Annotated in this window: 17 protein-coding genes; 8 read left to right on the top strand and 9 right to left on the bottom strand. The window is 40.9% G+C overall.

Annotated features, from left to right (window positions below; translation table 11 throughout):
- Positions 1 to 184: 184 nt before the first annotated feature.
- Positions 185 to 1387, top strand: coding sequence for an enoyl-ACP reductase FabV (gene fabV, locus OCU46_RS07660; protein WP_141271466.1), 1203 nt, complete (start codon positions 185 to 187; stop codon positions 1385 to 1387).
- 128 nt (positions 1388 to 1515) lie between these two features.
- Here fabV and aspT read toward each other — a convergent pair whose 3' ends face one another.
- Both aspT and gad read right to left on the bottom strand, forming a co-directional pair.
- Positions 1516 to 3348: an aspartate-alanine antiporter gene (aspT, locus tag OCU46_RS07655; RefSeq protein WP_244311407.1), complete on the bottom strand. Its 1833-nt coding sequence runs from the start codon at positions 3346 to 3348 to the stop codon at positions 1516 to 1518.
- 192 nt (positions 3349 to 3540) lie between these two features.
- A complete protein-coding gene (gene gad, locus OCU46_RS07650) occupies positions 3541 to 4926 on the bottom strand; it encodes a glutamate decarboxylase (RefSeq protein ID WP_141271464.1) in 1386 nt (461 codons plus the stop codon).
- Between the two features lie 945 nt (positions 4927 to 5871).
- Here gad and OCU46_RS07645 point away from each other — a divergent pair.
- From OCU46_RS07645 to pdxY, 4 genes are all read left to right on the top strand, one after another.
- Positions 5872 to 6723, top strand: coding sequence for an efflux RND transporter periplasmic adaptor subunit (locus tag OCU46_RS07645; protein WP_141271462.1), 852 nt, complete (start codon positions 5872 to 5874; stop codon positions 6721 to 6723).
- Complete coding sequence (locus OCU46_RS07640; RefSeq protein WP_141271461.1) at positions 6723 to 8540, top strand: FUSC family protein; 1818 nt, start codon at positions 6723 to 6725, stop codon at positions 8538 to 8540. The genes OCU46_RS07645 and OCU46_RS07640 overlap by 1 nt, the downstream gene beginning before the upstream one ends.
- Positions 8541 to 8848: 308 nt before the next feature.
- The gene (locus OCU46_RS07635; RefSeq protein WP_141271460.1) at positions 8849 to 9859 is read left to right on the top strand and encodes a phospholipase A; all 1011 of its coding nucleotides are present in this window, start codon (positions 8849 to 8851) and stop codon (positions 9857 to 9859) included.
- Between the two features lie 29 nt (positions 9860 to 9888).
- Positions 9889 to 10746, top strand: a complete 858-nt coding sequence (gene pdxY, locus OCU46_RS07630; RefSeq protein ID WP_141271483.1) for a pyridoxal kinase PdxY — start codon at positions 9889 to 9891, stop codon at positions 10744 to 10746.
- 568 nt (positions 10747 to 11314) lie between these two features.
- On the opposite strand, the gene OCU46_RS07625 is transcribed toward pdxY, so the two are convergent.
- Complete coding sequence (locus tag OCU46_RS07625; protein ID WP_141271459.1) at positions 11315 to 11719, bottom strand: glycine zipper family protein; 405 nt, start codon at positions 11717 to 11719, stop codon at positions 11315 to 11317.
- Between the two features lie 290 nt (positions 11720 to 12009).
- On the opposite strand from OCU46_RS07625, the gene OCU46_RS07620 reads away from it, so the two are divergent.
- From OCU46_RS07620 to OCU46_RS20245, 3 genes are all read left to right on the top strand, one after another.
- Complete coding sequence (locus OCU46_RS07620; protein ID WP_141271458.1) at positions 12010 to 12501, top strand: sigma factor-like helix-turn-helix DNA-binding protein; 492 nt, start codon at positions 12010 to 12012, stop codon at positions 12499 to 12501.
- 27 nt (positions 12502 to 12528) lie between these two features.
- Positions 12529 to 13866: an outer membrane channel protein TolC gene (gene tolC / locus OCU46_RS07615; protein ID WP_141271457.1), complete on the top strand. Its 1338-nt coding sequence runs from the start codon at positions 12529 to 12531 to the stop codon at positions 13864 to 13866.
- An 88-nt stretch (positions 13867 to 13954) separates the two neighbouring features.
- Positions 13955 to 14314 carry an HPF/RaiA family ribosome-associated protein gene (locus OCU46_RS20245; protein WP_141271456.1) on the top strand — a complete coding sequence of 120 codons (360 nt, stop codon included), beginning with the start codon at positions 13955 to 13957 and terminating at the stop codon, positions 14312 to 14314.
- A gap of 95 nt (positions 14315 to 14409) precedes the next feature.
- Here the strand turns inward: OCU46_RS20245 and OCU46_RS07610 are convergent, their stop codons facing one another.
- The 6 genes from OCU46_RS07610 to OCU46_RS07585 form a co-directional block, all read right to left on the bottom strand.
- Positions 14410 to 15783, bottom strand: coding sequence for a YjiH family protein (locus OCU46_RS07610; protein WP_141271455.1), 1374 nt, complete (start codon positions 15781 to 15783; stop codon positions 14410 to 14412).
- Positions 15784 to 15904: 121 nt separating this feature from the next.
- On the bottom strand, positions 15905 to 16048 hold the full coding sequence (locus tag OCU46_RS07605; protein ID WP_167495385.1) for a hypothetical protein: 144 nt from the start codon (positions 16046 to 16048) through the stop codon (positions 15905 to 15907).
- 66 nt (positions 16049 to 16114) lie between these two features.
- Positions 16115 to 17218 (bottom strand): phosphoribosylaminoimidazolesuccinocarboxamide synthase, encoded by a 1104-nt coding sequence (locus tag OCU46_RS07600; RefSeq protein WP_141271454.1) that lies wholly within the window; start codon positions 17216 to 17218, stop codon positions 16115 to 16117.
- A gap of 139 nt (positions 17219 to 17357) precedes the next feature.
- Positions 17358 to 17732, bottom strand: coding sequence for a hypothetical protein (locus OCU46_RS07595; RefSeq protein WP_141271453.1), 375 nt, complete (start codon positions 17730 to 17732; stop codon positions 17358 to 17360).
- A 131-nt stretch (positions 17733 to 17863) separates the two neighbouring features.
- Positions 17864 to 18055: a hypothetical protein gene (locus OCU46_RS07590; protein ID WP_141271452.1), complete on the bottom strand. Its 192-nt coding sequence runs from the start codon at positions 18053 to 18055 to the stop codon at positions 17864 to 17866.
- A gap of 172 nt (positions 18056 to 18227) precedes the next feature.
- Positions 18228 to 18911, bottom strand: a complete 684-nt coding sequence (locus OCU46_RS07585) for a DUF2786 domain-containing protein (protein ID WP_017030739.1) — start codon at positions 18909 to 18911, stop codon at positions 18228 to 18230.
- Between the last annotated feature and the right edge of the window lie 126 nt (positions 18912 to 19037).

The raw sequence follows: 19037 nt of genomic DNA, 5'->3' as shown, positions 1-19037 counted from the left end.
TGCATGATATTGGTCAATAATTCATTCAACATATTGATTTATATGTGAGAACTTAGATATCAGATGTGTATGAATTGCTTATAAGTGCTCCAACCACTGGCTATTAAGGGCAGATCTTCTATAAATAGGGTGAGATTTTGTGGAGAACCTTTTATGCTACGCAAGTTTATTTAAGGAAGTGAATATGATTATAAAACCTCGAATTCGTGGATTTATTTGTACCACAACACACCCTGTGGGCTGTGAAGCTAATGTAAAAGAACAAATCGCTTACACTAAAGCGCAAGGCCCAATCGCGAACGCACCTAAACGTGTTCTAGTAGTGGGTTCTTCAAGTGGCTATGGTCTGTCTTCTCGCATTGCGGCTGCTTTTGGCGGCGGTGCTGCGACTATCGGTGTATTCTTCGAGAAGCCGGGAACAGAAAAGAAACCTGGTACAGCAGGCTTTTACAACGCTGCGGCTTTCGACAAGCTAGCTCATGAAGAAGGCTTGTACGCAAAAAGCTTGAATGGCGATGCGTTCTCAAACGAAGCAAAACAAAAAACTATCGACCTTATCAAGGAAGACCTAGGTCAGATTGATATGGTGGTGTACTCACTGGCTTCTCCAGTACGTAAGTTGCCAGAAACTGGTGAGCTGATTCGTTCATCTCTTAAGCCAATTGGTGAAACTTACACTTCTACTGCGGTAGATACCAACAAAGACCAAATCATCGAAGCAAGCATCGAGCCTGCAACCGAAGAAGAAATTGCAGATACCGTTACTGTAATGGGCGGCGAAGATTGGGAATTGTGGATCAATGCTCTTTCTGAAGCTGGCGTATTAGCTGACGGTTGTAAGACTGTGGCGTACAGCTACATTGGTACTGAGTTGACTTGGCCAATCTATTGGGATGGTGCTCTAGGTCGCGCTAAGATGGATCTAGATCGTGCTTCAACTGCATTGAACGAGAAACTATCTTCAACAGGCGGTACTGCGAATGTTGCTGTACTTAAGTCTGTTGTGACTCAAGCGAGTTCTGCAATTCCGGTAATGCCACTGTACATAGCAATGGTATTCAAGAAAATGCGCGAAGAGGGCGTACACGAAGGTTGTATGCAACAGATTTACCGCATGTTCAGCCAACGCTTATACAAAGCGGATGGAACAGCAGCTGAAGTCGACGAGAGCAACCGTCTACGCCTAGATGACTGGGAACTTCGTGAAGATATCCAGCAACACTGTCGTGATCTATGGCCGCAAATTACCTCTGAAAACATCAGAGAGCTAACTGATTACCAAGAGTACAAAGACGAGTTCTTGAGCTTGTTTGGTTTTGGTATTGAAGGCGTTGATTACGAAGCTGACGTTGATACGCTTGTAGACTTTGACGTTATTGATATCTAATTAACTACTATCATTAAGTACATAAGCCCCAGCCGTTTTTAAGCGGCTGGGGCTTTTTTCGTTCTCTCGCTCATAAAAAAGCCCCTTGCCGAAGTAAGGAGCTTGAGTTAAGGGACTGTTTATTATTCTTAGTAGAACAACACCATAAACATACCCATCAGAGTCAGTAGTGTATTGGATACAGCGTAAGGTACTGTGTAGCCAAGCATTGGGATGTTGCTTTTCGCTTTTTCACCCACCATAGCCACAGATGCTGTGCTTGTACGAGCACCGCCACAGACACCCAAGTTGATTGCTGGGTGGAATTTAAAGATGTATTTACCAATCAATGGTGCAAGTAGCATTGGGATAGCGGTTGCCGCTGCACCAATAACAAATAGGCCTACACCTGCATTTTTTAGACCAGCCACAAAGCCTGGACCCGCTGAGATGCCAACGATAGCAATAAATACGTTCAAGCCAACTGAGTTCATGAACCATTGTGTTGGTGCTGGAAGGCGAGCAAACGTTGGGTGAATTGAGCGCAACCAACCTAGGACTAGACCACCAATTAACACGCCACCTGAAACAGACAGAGTGACCGGAGCGCCATCAATATTCACAGCAAGAGCGCCTAACAGACCGAATACAACAATGAATAGACCAACCCAAACCATATCTGTTTCAGTAGTTGTTCTATCAACATGACCCACTTGTTTTTCAAGGCGTTCAGTATGTGTCTTAGTACCGGTAATACTCAGCGTATCACCACGATGAATCTCTGTTTGAGCCAATAGGGGTACTTCTTGGCCAGCTGCTCCACGAGTGATCTTATTTAAGAATACGCCGCGAGTGTAGTCTTCTTCTGCAAGCGCCACTAGAGTACGATCTGCAAACTTCTTGTTAGTCACAACCAAGTCTACGGTTTCTAGAGGTAGGTTATCCAGTTCGTCGTCTACAACTTCAGTTAAGAACTGCTGAGCGTGAACAAGCGCATCTGAGTGACCCGTTAACGCAATGATGTCGTGTGCTTGAAGTTTAGTGCTTGGTTCGAAATCGATGATCTCACCATCGCGCTTAATTTTTTCAATGAATAGGCGTTCCACATTATGTTGAGATTCAAAATTCTCGACTGTGGTATTTTCGATGCTCTCATTGATTTCATAAGTGCGTGATTCAGTACGATGCCATACACGAGCAATTCCATCTTTAGGAGTACCTTGAGACATTTCTTTTTCGTAGTCTTTGCATGCTTCTTCTAAGTTAACACCAAGAAGTTTAGGACCAACATACGCTAGAATCATACCAGTGCCGATAGTACCAAATAGGTAGCAGATTGCGTACGCTACAGGAATTTGGTCTAGAAGTTCTTTGCTGTTACTAAAACCCGAAGAATTGATTGCATCTGTTGCTAGACCAATAGAAGCCGAAATAGTTTGTGCTCCAGCCCAAAGACCCGCTGCTAAACCTACGTCGTAGCCAGCAATTTTTGCGCCCGCATAAGTTACAGCAAAACATAGGAAAGAGATAACCACTGCGAATATTGCCTGTGGTGCACCATTTTTAGCCACGCCGCGCACAAATTGCGGCCCAACGCCATAACCCACAGCAAATAGGAACATAGTGAAGAACACAGACTTAACTTGCGAAGATATCGCAATATCTAGTTGACCAATTAGGACACCAGCGATCAAGGTACCCGTTACTGCACCAAGGCTAAAGTGGCCAAACTTAAGAGCGCCCAACCAGTAACCAACACCTAGAGTTAGGAAGATTGCTAGAGCTTGATGCTCGCGGAAAACTTTTACGATCCACATTGGTTCAGCTTTTGGCTGTGCCTTCACGACAGTGGTATCTGCGTGCGTGGTCTGTTGCGCTTGTTCCTGCGCCTGTGCTGCGTTGAACAAATTGAATGATTGTGTGCCTTCATGTGCATCGATATTGACAGTTCCCGCTAACATAAATACAGCGAGTAGACTCATGAATAGATGCTTTACATATTTTGACGGACATAGTTTCGTAAAAAATGCCATTTTAACCTCTGAATGGATAAATTGTTTGTTGCAAACCAAGCAATGCCCGTAACTGAGATAGTTACGTTAGAGCCATTAATTGGTGTGCTAAGTGTTTAAGTGTTGTGGGGCTAGTGAGCTAGCCCCATTTGTTATTTGCGATTATGAGTGGTTGAAAGTGCTTGAGCTTTCTTCATCAACTGAGTTGACGATTGGGAACTTTTCAAACTTCTCTATGGTGCGCTTAAGATCTTGAATTAGCAGATCAACCATGTCGTGGCTCACACCGTGACGAATCAGGATTCGCATTATCACTAGGTCTTCGCGGTTAGAAGGCATAGAGTATGCTGCGATCTGCCATCCACGAGCGCGAATAGCGTCGCTGAGGTCAAATAGGTTGAAACCTGCATCTACATCTTTCTTCAAGCTAAAGCTCATTGCTGGGATGCCGCCACGACCGTCGTAAATGATGTCGAACAAGCCTAGTTTTTCTACTTCGTCAGATAGGTACTGCGCTGAGTGATAGCATGCATCATGGATGCGTTTGTATCCTTCCTTACCAAGACGCAAGAAGTTGTAGTATTGCGCTACGATCTGGCCACCTGGGCGTGAGAAGTTAAGAGCGAACGTTGGCATGTCACCGCCTAGGTAGTTCACACGGAAGATCAGATCTTCTGGTAGGTCACTCGCTTCACGGAATACACACCAGCCCACACCAAGAGGTGCTAGGCCATATTTGTGGCCAGATGCGTTAATTGATTTAACGCGAGGAATACGGAAGTCCCACTCTAGTTCAGGGTCGCAGAAAGGAGCGATGAATGCGCCACTTGCGCCATCAACGTGCATAGGAACGTCAAGTCCAGTTTCTGCTTCTAGCTTGTCTAGCGCATCAGCAATGGCTTTTACTGGTTCGTACTGACAAGTAAATGTCACACCTAAAGTAGGCACTACACCAATAGTGTTTTCATCTACGCGAGCTAGGACTTCTTCAGGAGTCATTAGTAGGCGGTCACCTTCCATAGGGATCTCGCGAAGCTCGACATCCCAGTATTTTGCAAATTTGTGCCAGCATACTTGTACAGGGCCACAGATTAGGTTGGGTTTGTCTGTCGATTTGCCTTCTTTACGACGTTTTTCGCGCCAGCGCCATTTCATCGCCATGCCACCAAGCATTGCAGCTTCGCTAGAACCGGTTGTTGAACAACCTAGTGTGTTTTCAGCGTCTGGAGAATTCCAAAGGTCTGCTAGCATACGAACACAACGGTTTTCAATTTCAGCAGTTTGTGGGTACTCATCTTTATCAATCATGTTTTTATCGATGCATTCATCCATGATTTTATGAATATTGCCGTCTACCCAAGTTTGGCAAAACGTTGCTAAGTTCTGACGAGAGTTCCCATCTAGGATTAATTCATCAGAAACTAATTGATAAGCAGCTTCAGGATTTGATTCACTACTAGGAAATGTATTGTTATCAACAGAAGAATCTAGTAATACATCTGCAAATAAATCATCAGTCGCTTGGTTGTTTTTTTCGTTAAGTAGCATTTTAAGCTCCGCTAATTTTAATTAATGAGACAAGTGTTCGTTAACTTGTTTAAACCTGTCTCGGTTAGGACGAGATGAATTATTGCCAATCCGAACTTTTAATACATAAACACCTAATAAAAAAGCGCTAATTAAAAAATCAAGAGATAAATCAGACAGGTATTTATTTAATTTATCGTTATATTATTTGGCCAGTAGCAATAATATGATGAACTTTTTCTTAGGAGAGTGGCTGTTTTTTACCGTTCTATACCCTAACAAAGGGATTTTTAACGATAGCAATTCAATTTAACTCTAAGAATAGAGAGGAAAAAGGAACCTATTAGCTATGTCTAGTGAACTCTATCTTCATGATTAAAACGTTATAATCTGTGATAAATGAAAAATAATCATTGTTAATCAATGACTTGATGTATTTCATTATGGTGATTTTATGCTTTTATTATTGAGGTTTAAGTACTTTACCCTGCAAAGTGAATAAGATTACATCAAATGTTGAGTTGTACAGTTGCAAGCACCATGGAGAACATGTTCCTAGTCTTTAATATGTGACTTTTTAACTCTTAATCCCTATAAGAAATTACGCAAGGTGTAGCAATGCAAGACTACTTATTATTTGGGCACGTTTACATACCAGGCTTTATGGTTAATGTGATACTTGGTCTAGTACTTCTTTTTGTCATTAAGTATTTAACTGGGAATTTTTTAGTTAGCTTAAAGGTTATTAATCCATCTCTATGCCAGTTGTGTTTAGTTGTGTTTATTACAGGACAGTTATTATTGCTGCAGCTTGGTGGGTAATATGATTAAAAATTTAGTGTTAACAATACAATTTTTTGGCGTGTTAACTTTATTTTCTGCACTGTGGTTTACCTATATAGGTTCTGTGCTCGTACTCAATAGTACATTTTAGTATTTAAATATAATTAATATAAGCGAGTTAATATGAAGTTTTTTAGAGTTTTATTGCCTGCAGTGCTAGTTGCAGGAGCGGGTGTTACTTGTTATTCGTCATGGGTAGCGTACACAGAGTCCCTTTGGACACGTGATGCCAAGATACACGTTGAAATTGCAGAGATCTCTCCAAAGGTTTCAGGCGAAATTGTTTCGATCAACGTCCAGGATAATCAGTATGTCAAAGCAGGAGAACTGCTTTTTGTTATTGATGAAGCGGATTACAAGAATGATCTATCTGAAGCTAAGTTTGAGATGTTGAAAGCTAGTGCAGAATTGAAACAGTCTCAAAGTGTCTATAGACGTGATTCCAAACTGTTGCCTCGTAAACTGATTTCACAAGAGCAAGTGGTAGGTGAAAAGCTTGATGTGGAAGCAAACAAAGCTGAATATGAACAAAGCAAGACTAAATTGGCGAGAGCTGAACTAAACCTAAGTCGAACTAAGGTATTTGCGCCCAAAGATGGCTATGTTACCAACCTAAAACAGAGAGAAGGTAATTACATCAATGAGGGGGAGACATTTGTAGCACTAGTAGAAAGTGACACCTATTATGTGCTGGCTTATTTTACTGAGGCTAAGATCAAGGGCATCAAAAAAGGCGCAACTGCTGTTGTTCATTCTTTCACCTCTGATAGTGAGTTCGTAGGAACAGTCGAAGGTGTAGGGCGAGCCATTACTGATCAGAGTGCCGATAATTCGGGCTTGATATCAGACGTAGATCCTACAGTCCCTTGGGTTCGTCTTGCTCAACGAGTCCCTGTTCGAATTAGTATTCCAAAAGACGTTATCGGCAGTGAAAGGTTGATTGCGGGTACAACGGTTTCAGTGGATATAGACTAATGCTGACTTCATGGCTTCGACAGTGGACTAATCCTGAATCGGCGACGTTTGCTTTGCGATTAGCTTTAGCCTTGTTGCTAACATGGACCTTGTCTCTATTAATGGATTCACGTTCAACGGGAACGGCGATGATGACGGCCGCTATTATCCAGATTACAGGTAGTAGTGGCGCTAGCTTTAAAAAATCTCTGGCACGGTTCACCGGTACGATTGTCGGTGGTATCTATATTTTGTTGGTTGCTAGTGTCACGCTGATTGATGCATGGCTATACAACTCATTCATTATATTAGGGATCGTTGTTAGCTTAGGCATAGCATCTTATTTTCATCGCAGAATTGCATACATGTTTGCCGTGGTGGGAATTACCTTAGCACTGGCGGGGTTTCCGGTAGCGGCAGATGCCGATATGAGCAACTTATTTGATCATGTTCAATTGCGATGTGTAGCTATCTCATTTGGCATTCTAATGTCGATGATTGCGGGATTCATCATTCCTTATGCAGATGACGCTAAAGAACTGCGCTCTATCAAAACGTATACCCATAAATTCATCGATGACCTTTTTCAGGCAGAAGAATCGAAGGAAACTAAGTTGATCCGTGGCTTTCTGAGTCTAGTGAGTAATAAATGGCTTGCTGTTGATGATGAAATCTATGGAAGTACAGCTAATAAAGATCGCAAACAGAAACGGCGTTCGGTCTTTTATGATTGCATTAACTTAGGTGTTCAAGCCATTGCGCTTCGAAAACTAGGGGACGCTATTGGTTTTACTCAGGATGCATGGCAAGAGCTAAAACAACAGAGTTTTAAGCTTAATGATGAATCAGATTTTGTATCTCGCTTTGAGTTATCAGAGTATGAGTTGCTGATGGAAAAAGCCTCTGAGTTCTCGGTAAACCTTGCTGCTTTTAGTCACCAAGAAACCGTGTTCGATTACAAGCAGAGCAAATACATAAATGATATTGACCATTTTACTGACGGTTACCTTGTCTTAAGCAATATGCTTAGAGCGGCGTTGGCATTGTTCATGCTTTCATTTATGTGGATTGAACTTCAGTGGAGTGATGGCATGGGCGCCATCATTATGGCTGGTATGGTGATATCTGTGTATGCGGCAAATCCAGGTGCCGAAGGGGCGTTCAGTACAAACGTTTACGCACAGTTTGTTGCAGGACTATTTGCCTTTTTTGTGAACTTTATTGTCATGCCAATTGGTTCTCCACTGCTTACGTTTGCAGCAGGCTTTGCCGGTTATTATGTCATGGCCTATTGGTTTTGGCAGAGCAAGTCTCTGCTAAAAGTGGTGCTCATGGTGTCGTTATTTTCATGGAGTAACATGGTGCCATTAGGGGCATCTCCTAGCTTCGACTTTGCTCAGTTCTTGAATACACTAGTAGCCAACTTGGTTGGATTGTTTGCATTGTGGATGGCATACCAAATTATCCCCTCACGCAAAACGTCAACCATAGTAAAAAAACGTTTCATGAATATGCTAAATCGTTTGAAAAATAAACCCGAAGGGGAGAAGGCGAAGATTAACGTGAATAATTTGGTGCTTTCATCCTATTCGTATCTCATTGATGAGTCGGATGAAGAGTCGGTATTCACTCTTATTTATACTAGGGCGTTAGTACGTCTACTTGAAGAAGAGAAAGTTGATGGTGCAGAGCGGACGTTACTGCTTGCTTCCCTTGATAGCGGAAAGGCAGCACTTAAGTCCAATAAAGAGTTGATCACCTTGGTGAATTCGAAGATCAATGCTGACAGCAAGCTGAACTACAACTGGTTTAACCTCAGCAAGTTGTTGGTCGCGTAGTTCAAACAAAGGCAAGTCAAAACGCTGATCAGTAAATGGCTCATTATCATCAGGAATGAGCCATTTGTTGAGAGTCCAACGGCGATAAAACTTTTATTAGGGCTGAACTCGATTTCTTGTTGGGGTTTAAATTAAGTCTCTGTTATTTATCGGTTTTATATTGTTTTTATAAGTAATTTAAGGTTGTTATTGAACAATAAATCAAAGATTTAATGATTACATAAGTTTGTTTTTTAGATTATTCAACCACGAGATTTGTTGAGCATAATCCATATCGAAATTTACTCTTACTCAATGGAGCACACGATATGAATATTAAACACTCTTTACCATCTTCTATAACTGTTAAGTCTTTGGCATTGTTATTCGCTGTTGGCGCCGGGAATGTATGGGCAGATGAAGAAGCAACAAATTATGAAACAACATTTGATAACTGTCTGCTTCGCAAGATTCATATGGACACGAACCAAAGCAATCTAGATGAGATTAAGCAGCAGTGCCAGCAAGAAAAAACAGCGACACAAACGGCAGAGAAAAAAACAACGAGAAGACACGTTTTAGAGAAAGAGACCGAATACAATCCTTTCGTCATTACACCGTATCGACAGAACTACATCTTGCCTTTTTCCACAATGAAAGAGGTGAATACACAGCCTTATTCTTCTGATATTTTTGGCGATGCTGCAGACGGACTGAAAGACCAGGAGATGAAATTCCAGATTAGTTTCAAAGTACCTTTGATTACTGACGGAATTTTCAATGACAGTGATGAGCTGTATTTTGGCTTTACTATGAAATCGTTCCTTCAAGCGTATTCAAAGGATATATCATCGCCGTTTCGTGACAATGACTATCGACCAGAAGTATTTTATGAAACCAAGCTTCCTATTGATGTTGGCGAAGGAGTTTGGTTCTCTCGAGTTGGTTTTGAGCATGAATCTAATGGTAGAACTGATGAGCTGAGCCGTAGTTGGAACCGTGTTTTTAGCGGTATAGGTTATGAAGAAGAAGACCTAATGGTGTATCTAGAACCCTACTACAGTGTTGGCGAAGAGACTGACAACGAAGACATTACAGACTATTTAGGACATTTTGAACTGACTGCAGCGTATAAATATGATGTGTTTGAGTTTAGCGGTGTTGGCCGTTACAACTTTGATACCGGGTATGGCGGTATTGAGGCTGGCATTAGTTTTCCGCTTCTTAAACGAGTACGCGGCTACGTGCAGTATTACCATGGCTATGGCGAAAGCTTGATTGATTACAACTACAATAACCAACGCATTGGTGTTGGGATTCTTTTAACAGACGTTATTTAATGAATAAGATTTATCTGGAGAACAATAAGATGGCAAACGTCATTTCTATCCAATCACATGTAGTGTTTGGCCACGCAGGCAACAGTTCTGCGGTATTTCCAATGCAAAGAATGGGTGTTGAAGTGTGGCCGATTCATACTGTGCAGTTTTCTAATCACACACAGTATCAACAAGGTTGGACCGGTAGGGTGTTTGATTCATCGGATATCACAGATATTATCGCCGGTTTGAATAACATCGATCAGCTAAGAAACTGCGATGCTCTTGTATCGGGATATCAAGGCAGTGGCTCCCAGTGCGACTCAGTGGCGTACGCAGTGAAACAGATGAAGCAACACAATTCAGCTTCATTGTACGTTTGTGACCCTGTAATGGGCGATCCTGAAAAGGGTTGTATCGTTCCTGAGGAGGTCACAAATAAATTAGTGAACCACTTAATGCCAATAGCAGATGTTATCGTGCCAAATCAATTTGAATTGACTCAATTTACGGGTGTACCCATCAGTTCACTAGAAGATGCGGTGAGAGCGTGTAATTTAGCATTGAGTAAAGGACCTAAATTCGTCCTGGTGAAGCACTTACACTCTTTATCTGACGATTGTTTTTCTATGATGCTTGCGACCGAGGAAGGAGCTTACCTAGCTCAACGCCCCCATTTAAAATTTGACAAGCAACCAGTAGGAGTAGGGGATCTGATCTCTGGATTATTTACTGCTGGTTTGGTTAAGGGTATGACGCCTCAAGATGCCTTTGCTCATGCTCATAATGCGGCTTATGGAGTTTTAAAAGTAACTCAAGAGCAAAAATCGTGGGAATTGCAGACCATCAACGCACAAAATGAATTCGTAGAACCCACCTCTAACTATACGGTTACCAAAGTCGCGTAAGTGATTTTTTGTTCTAGAAGCCGGGGTGTGCTGAGTTTCTCATTGGAGAACCTTATGTGATAAAGCAAGTATCGCGCGCCCCAAGATCCCAGATAAGCTAACGCTTTCTGGGATTACTGTATTAGTGTTTTCAGCAAACTAATATGGCTATCCGCCCACCGCCTCCATCCTTGTGTAGTTTTTAAGTTAGTATGTATTCGATTAACACACTCGTCATCCGTCCATATTCCGTATCAACGGATAGTAGCGACCTTATCGTTGTCACTGGCAAAGTGATTGTTCTAAGAAGCCAGAGATAGGCTCTTCATTACCTATATAATCCCTATATTCATTCTTTAAATAGTGTCCTCAGCTCATTAATGAGTAAGCTCAATTTTCTGTTAATGTCTGTACTGATGCAAAATGAAGGGAATTAAAGGTCACTCATGAAATAATATATGTGGTATATACTGACAGTGACGCTAGATTAATTGAGCACTGCTTAAAAATAAAAAGGGCTCTGAGAATATAACTCAGAGCCCTTTTTATTAATGGTAAGTATTTGATGAGGTGAATCAAATTAAGTCATCTAGTTTAATATTGTATATCCTCGCTGCGTCATACAATTACGCATCACTTTGTTCTTTTCACCATTATAAGTAGCAGCTACTTGTTGTTTTTCCGCCGAACTTCCTAATATTCCAGTCACTAGGCCTACGCCAGCACCAATTTCTGCACCTTTAGTTCCTGAGCCTCCTGCAATTGCTGAAGCACCAGCGCCTAAAGCCGCTGCTCTACCCATATGCCTTACAGTAGTGCGCCCTGTACCTTGTGTGGTTTGCATTTGAACCTGGTCACTGAGTTGTTCGCACTGATACATATCAGCACTGTATTTTTCTTGGTCTAAACCCTTAGTGTCGATTATTAAGTTCTGACCCATTGCCAATGGTGAAATGACTATGCTCAGTAATAGCGATGATGTTAGTTTTTTCATTTTAGTACCTGTTTGTTTATTGTTATTAGCCAAAGTACGCGCTTTTATTAATAAGGTACTAAAAATGGTATAAAGCTTAGCTAAAACCGCACAGTCGACATAATTTAATCATAAGATCTTCAACTGATGCCTGAAGCTTGCAGATAAATAAAACATAAAAATCAACTGTAAGCTATTGATATTATTGTGTTATATAAAAAATAGAACAGCATAATTGATTTGTGATAACAAACACCTTCGACTCCCCTAAGATTCACTCCAGTTAATCATTAATATTACTTGGAGAAACAATGTCTGTGTCAGCCTCTTTATATAAATCAGATACCTTTGAAAGTCTTTCATATTATGTGGGTGCTGTTAATCAATATGATTCAGTCGCCAATGAAGAAGACTTTTATTTAAGCAATCAATGCCTTGATAATCGTTATTTTGATAAGGAAAGCAGTGATTTGTTTTCTACTCGCTATGAAGATGAGCATGTCGCGGATATGCATATAGAAGATAGCGCGCTTGAGTTTTATAAAGAAGACTTGAATGAAAGTCATGAAGAAGAAAATTGGAAGGATTACCTTTCAATAGAATTAAAGAAAGCATTGAAGAAACTCGATGTAGTTAGTTTAGATATTGTGTTTAACCGTTGGCTTACTCATGAAAAGAAAACAATCGTCGAGTTAGCAGAGAAACATAAATTATCTACGGACTACATCCGTCAAATTGAAGTTTCAACTTTACAAAAATTAAGATCACTTATGGGGCATATCCCTACAGCGAATGTCATTTAAAGATAGTAAATAAATAGAGTAACAAAAATGAAAAATATACTGACAATGGCACCACTGCTTTTATTGTCCATTAGTGGCACCGCTTTAGCTGACTCACTGAGTGAAGTTTATGGCTTGGCAAAAAAGAATGATCCACAACTATTAGAGGCAGCGGCTCAAAGAGACTCAGCCTTCGAGGCAATTAATTCAACGCGAAGCAGTTTGCTCCCAATCATTGATCTGACAGCTGGATATGCCTATGAAGATAGTGATCGCCACACAACAGATGGAAGTACGACCAATGTCACTCTGGGTTTATCTCAATCGATTTATGACCGAAGCAGTTGGATTTCTTTATCCATTGCAGAAAAGAATGCACGTCAGGTAGATGCAAACTTTGCAGTTACTCAACAGTCCGTTATCTATAGCGTTACGGAAGCTTACTTTAATGTTCTTAGAGCTGAAGATGACCTCCGTTTCATACAAGCGGAAAAAGAAGCGGTTGAAAAACAACTTAACCAAACTGAACAAAGATTTGAAGTTGGTAGTGCGCCCATTACCGATGTACAAGACGCTAGAGCTCAATATGACACAGTGGTAGCGCAAGAAATACAAGCCAAAAACTCTGTAGAAAACGAATACGAAGAACTGCGAGCCATTACAGGGCGACAAGTAGCAAATCTTGCACGTTTAGATACAGAACGTTTCTCCACATCTATACCTGCTATGTCTGCTAATCAGCTGGTGGAAAAAGCGACTAATGAAAACTTGCAGCTTTTAGCAGGAAGAATCCAAAAAGATATCGCTAAAGAACAGATCTCGCTCGCTAATTCAGGGCATTTACCAACGATATCGCTGACATCAGGGTATAGCTATTTAAAAAATTACGACGAGCCTAATGACCCTGCTACTGGCAAACAAATGGATGATGATGAAAATATCTTCAACCTTGGTTTGACGATTGCATTGCCTGTTTACTCTGGCGGACGCGTTACATCTGAAGGAAAGCAAGCTGAGTATCAATACATAGTTGCAGGGCAGCAGCTAGAAGAAACCTTTCGCGATGTGCAAAAGAATGTTCGTGCTTACAACAATAATATTCGTTCATCGATTGGTTCTATTAAAGCGTACAAACAATCTCTTGTGTCTGCTAAGTTGGCCCTGGAAGCAACAGAGCAGGGCTTTAGTGTAGGGACACGTACCATGGTTGATGTACTGGAGAGTACACAAAATGTGTATCAGGCGAAAAAGAATCTATCAGATGCTCGTTATCAATACATATTATCTCAGATCCAACTTAAGCAAGCCTTAGGCACATTAAGTGAGCAAGACATTTTTGATGTTGATGCAGGTTTGTTAGCGAACACTCAACATACGAAGTTCTAGTTTTAGATCGAGTTCATGCTCTTGTAGCGTTGCAACAAGAGCTTTGCATAACCGCAATCGGTTAGTGATAGTAAGGCAGGAAAAGAAGATGCAAATAACCAGTCACAATGTAGACATCTCATCTCAGGTTAGAGCTCTAATTGAAGAGGGCTATATGAGCATTCACCAGTTTAATTTGTACATATTATTGCTCAAATGTGACGTTAAGTGGCACGAGAGTCTGGGCAAATATCAGGTTGCTTTGAAGATCTATTTACAGGATCAAACACTCTACGTAATGCACTCCAACTCCTCGTTGGAAAGTGCGCTTGATAGTGCGTTTTGCTCATTGCAAATGAAGTTAGCAAAGCATGAAGATATGCTGGGTATAAAGAGGTTACTTCGAAGTAAACTAGAGCAAATGATGTGTTGGTTGAATCTCAGCCGAAGAAAAAAGGTTAGCCTCTAGATAAAAGGAGTGAGCGACTGGAAGGAAGCAATATGAAGGAAGATTAAGATGACCCCGTGATAACCATGTATAACGGGGTCAAATACTAGGGCTATTTAGAACAGCAGGTGTCCGCACAAGGCGATGATCGGTAGTGTGATTAGCGTTCTCAACACAAAAATGGCCATTAGTTCAAACACATTTACCGGAATCTTACTCGACAGTATTACAGAGCCTGTTTCTGACATGAAAATTAACTGCGTGATAGACAGTGCGGCAATGACAAACTTTGTAAGGTCGCTATCAATACTAGAAGCAGCGATGATTGAGGGCACATACATGTCAGTGAAACCGACCAAAACAGTTTCAGCTGCGGCCGTTGCCTCTGGAAGATTCAGCATTTCCAATACAGGCACAAAAGGAGCACCTAACCAGGTGAAAATTGGCGTCGCTTCTGCAATTATCAAACCGACTGTACCTACAGCCATAACCACAGGTAAAACGCCAAACATCATATCCAGTGCGCTGTGTAATCCCTCTTTTGCCACAGACGATAGGCTCTTCACTTTACTCGCTCTTTCTAGAGCTAGCTGATAACCAAACTTAACCGCAGATTGTCCCTCAGGGATCAGTTCATCATTGTTATTTGGTGCTGTTCCATCAATATAGGTATCTTTTTTGTAGCTTAGTGGTGGCAAGAACTGAATAATCATTGCAGCTACAACACCTGACAAACAGATAGTGGCATAAAATGGGACAAAGTAATTTTCTAAGCCTACCTGTGTTAGCACGACCAATGAAAAAGAGATACCAACAGGTGAGAACATAGTTGCTACGACAGCCGCTTCACGGGTCGTGTATTTTTTTTGCTCATACTGCTTGCTAGTAAGAAGGACACCAACAGTACCATCGCCAAGCCAAGAAGAAATACAGTCAATAGCTGCTCTGCCAGGAAGACGGAACACAGGGCGCATAACTTTACTTAATAAAGTTCCAAGTAACTCAAGTAGCCCAAAGTTTAGAAGTAAAGGTAGTAGCAAGCCTGCAAAGAAGAAGGTTACAAATAAAGATGGTAGGAGATCATGCAATACCAATCCACCAGTATTCCTATTCCAGATAAGCTCAGGACCAACTTGATGAAGGGCAGCTAGTGTGAACAATGCGCCTAAAAGCCTAACTACAACCCAAGATGGAGAAAGAACAAAAAGACGGTTGAGGAGAGTCGATTGGACAACAAATTTAGGCTTAAGGACGTTGGCCACTAGCGTTGCAAAAGCAGAGAAGCAAATTACTGCAGTAACCGTAGGCAAAATGGCATCACCAAGCACACTTTTCACGCCTTTTGCCATCAAAGCCAACGGAAAAGTAAAGCTATCCGCTACGTTCAGCGGTGCTAAAAAGAAAAATAATCCCAATATGGATGGGATAGCAAACATCAATACGTTTCTTTTGTTATTTACCGTATTGTTCGCTACTAAAATATCGCTCATCTACAACCTCATGATGACTATTTATTCACTTATTGTGAATCTTAAAACATTGATTGCGATTTTACACAGTAAGGTTACGTATGCAAGAATTGATTCATATAAATATGCACTTTTATTGAATTTAAAGTCGTTTGCTATTGGTTGTGGCGACAGTGTTGCTAGAGTGTTTGATCTTGATCTTGATCTTGATCTTGATCTTGATCTTGATCTTGGTTTTGATTGTGGTTGGGTGATGTGGCTGCTTTTGTTTAATTCTTGAAAACAAAAGACCTCCAATTATTGGAGGTCATTTTAATTCGATTAGAACTAGGCTAGTGAACCAGTTTTATTCTTAATCAATTAAGCCATATTCTTTGCTTAAGATTTCGACAATCTCAGACTTTGGATTAGAGCTTAATTGGATGGCGTTGCCAGTGATCTTTTCGGCAATGCTGGTGTAGGTTTTTGACAGATCCATCATGGCAGATAGCGGTAGTTCATTGTTGTTTGCCAATGCTTCACGCTCGTTCATGCGATCTTTATTTAAAAGGATATCTGGATCAGGGAAGTGGTTTAGCAAGAATTGGCGGAAACCTTCTTTAGAGTTTTCTACGACTTCGCCATTCTTATAGGCTTGCTCATCCCAAATACGAGACGAATCAGGTGTACCTACCTCATCCATGTAGATAAGTTTTTCATTGCCTTTGCTATCTGTAACGTAACCAAATTCAAATTTGGTATCGACAAAGATTTGTCCAATTTTGGCCAACTCGCTATCGATAACGTTAAAGCCTTCTTTAAGGAGTACTTCGTATTGATCGACATCTTCCTTAGCTTGGAAGTTAAACGCCCCATAGTTGTTCAGTAGATCTTGACGCGTGATATTGACGTCGTCTACTTCAGGTACATTGGGTATGCCTTTTAAAATACCTTTAGTCGATGGGGTAATAAGCAGGTCTTTTAGCAAGCCATCTTTAATAAGACCTTCTGGTAAATCAATACCACAGAAGTTACGTTCGCCTTTATCATAAGCGCGCCACATAGAGCCTGTAATATATTTTCTGCAAATAGCTTCAACCATTACCGGTTTAGCTTTTTGTACTATCCAAACCAGCGGGTGAGGGATATCAAGAATGTGGCTGTCTGCTAGGCCATTATCTTTAAACAGTTTGAACCAATGATTTGAAATTGCGTTTAAAGCTGCACCTTTACCAGGAACACCTTTTAGGTTCTCTTCACCATGCCAAATACAATCAAATGCTGAGATACGATCGCTAATAACCATGATAGCCAGAGGTGCATCTTCAGACACATCATAGTTTTTTTCTTTGATTAAGCGACGGCTATCTTCTTCAGTTAGCCAATATACAGAACGTACCTTACCACTGTGAACAGGCTTGTCCGTGCGGATAGGCAGGTCATCGTTAACGTCTAATACTTGGTCAGCAAGATTCATAATTTATACCTAATAGGGCAAATACTGATGCGAATAATACACAGATCATTTTCACTATTCCAATAGAAAAGCAAACGATTGCGCTATAGGCATTTGCCAAGGGGAGTTTTCCCCTTTGGTATCTTAAATTATTGTTAACTTAGTGAAGATATTGAGTATTTGACGTTGAGAAAAACACATCACAATCATGGTCTTTACCTAATTCTTGTAGTTGTTTCTGAGCGACAGCATCAATGTTACCACTAGCAACGACGGCACTAGCATTACCTGAAGTGATAGCTTTGATGACGACTTCCATTTCGTTGCTTTTATTTGAAGGCTTTAACTGAATAATTTTTTCACAATCTACACTGTATGTTTGAAGGTCTTTGAGCTCAGGCAAGTGAGTTTGCGCAGTAAATAGAATCCACTTACGAGCAGAGGATGCTTTAGCCAATCGCTCAAGGTTACAAGGCTGATAGGCGCGAGGTGAAAGACTTAAAGTACTGCTGTTATTCAGGTTTTGAAAGTGCATTTACTGTATCTCCATACATACTGTATGAATAAACAGTAATACTGATTAGGTTAAAGATCAAGCTCTACAATTAAAATTTGTGCATAAAAAAACCCAGCGCTAGGCTGGGTCGTTTATCTTGCTAGAAGAGCTTATGCTCTGTGTCCGCTTAGAGACTCTTTCTGCGGAGTGACGAGTTCTTCATGGTTGTAGCGTTTCACATCGATTAAGGCGGTTTGCTTACAGGTGTCGCAGCTGGAATTGACGAAGCCGTCCATGTAAGTCAGTTTTTCAACAAAGGCTAATTTTTTACACCAATCGCAATGTGAGAAAGTTTTTTGCATACCGTTAATTACTCCATAAGTACTTGCATGTGATACTACCTTGTTTAACTTCGAGACAAGCTAGCATCGTTATTTCGATCCTCGCTACAAGGTTAGGTACCTAATATTACACTACGAATGCGCAAATGTTAAATATTTGTTTAATTTAGTAACATTCAGGCTTTATTGAAGACTATTTAAGCAATTTTTTTGCTTGTGCACCTTCTACCGGACGACTTACCGATAAGGTTCTTCCTTTCTTTAGTCCCACTTCATAATCAGCTGTTAAATTTTTCATGGCTTCTTGAAGTTGCTTTTTAAAGGTTTCACGATCGATATTTTTGAATTCTTTATCGATGTAATTTTTAATCTTTTTGTCAGACTCGTCATCGGGAGCGATAAGAGGCAGCTTTTCTAGGGCGCCTTCTATCCAGCCAGATAAAAACGAGTTCACACGCTTTGTCACCTCAGAAGCAGGAGTACCAGAGCCTGCAAAACTGTTTCTAAACTTACCTGTGTGTTCATTCATTTCTCGATAAACAACATCGAATGCAAACGCAGCGAAGATAGCGCGATCAGCCTCACCGATAAACTCTACACGCTTCAGGCCCTTGTGATTAAGTAGCACAGCCTCAACACCAAATCTGGTATTAATCCCACGTATGATTCGTAGAATATTACTGCCTACGTTTGCAGGAAGCAGATGAGAGGATTGAGTTTTACCCATTTTGATGAACTCAATATCGTCTTTTTCAAGACCGTATTTGAGCATAAGGTTGTGCGCCATCTTGATGGCATTAGCCGCCTCATTTACATTGGCTGAATTACCCAACTCAAGACACTTTGCTATTTTTTTCAACGCTTTTTGCTTGTTCATGCTTTCTCGGTACGACCAAAAGGGGGACACATTTTACTCCTTTTTTATCTACTCTGAAAGCCCAATTTGTGACCATAGTCTCAAGTGGTTTTTATGCAGGAATAAATCATGTAAAGTGTTAGAAAA

Origin of the sequence: Vibrio comitans (assembly GCA_024346835.1) — a bacterium.
GTDB lineage: Bacteria > Pseudomonadota > Gammaproteobacteria > Enterobacterales > Vibrionaceae > Vibrio > Vibrio comitans.
Note: the sequence above shows the minus strand (reverse complement) of the source record. Positions and strands in the feature narration are given on the sequence as shown.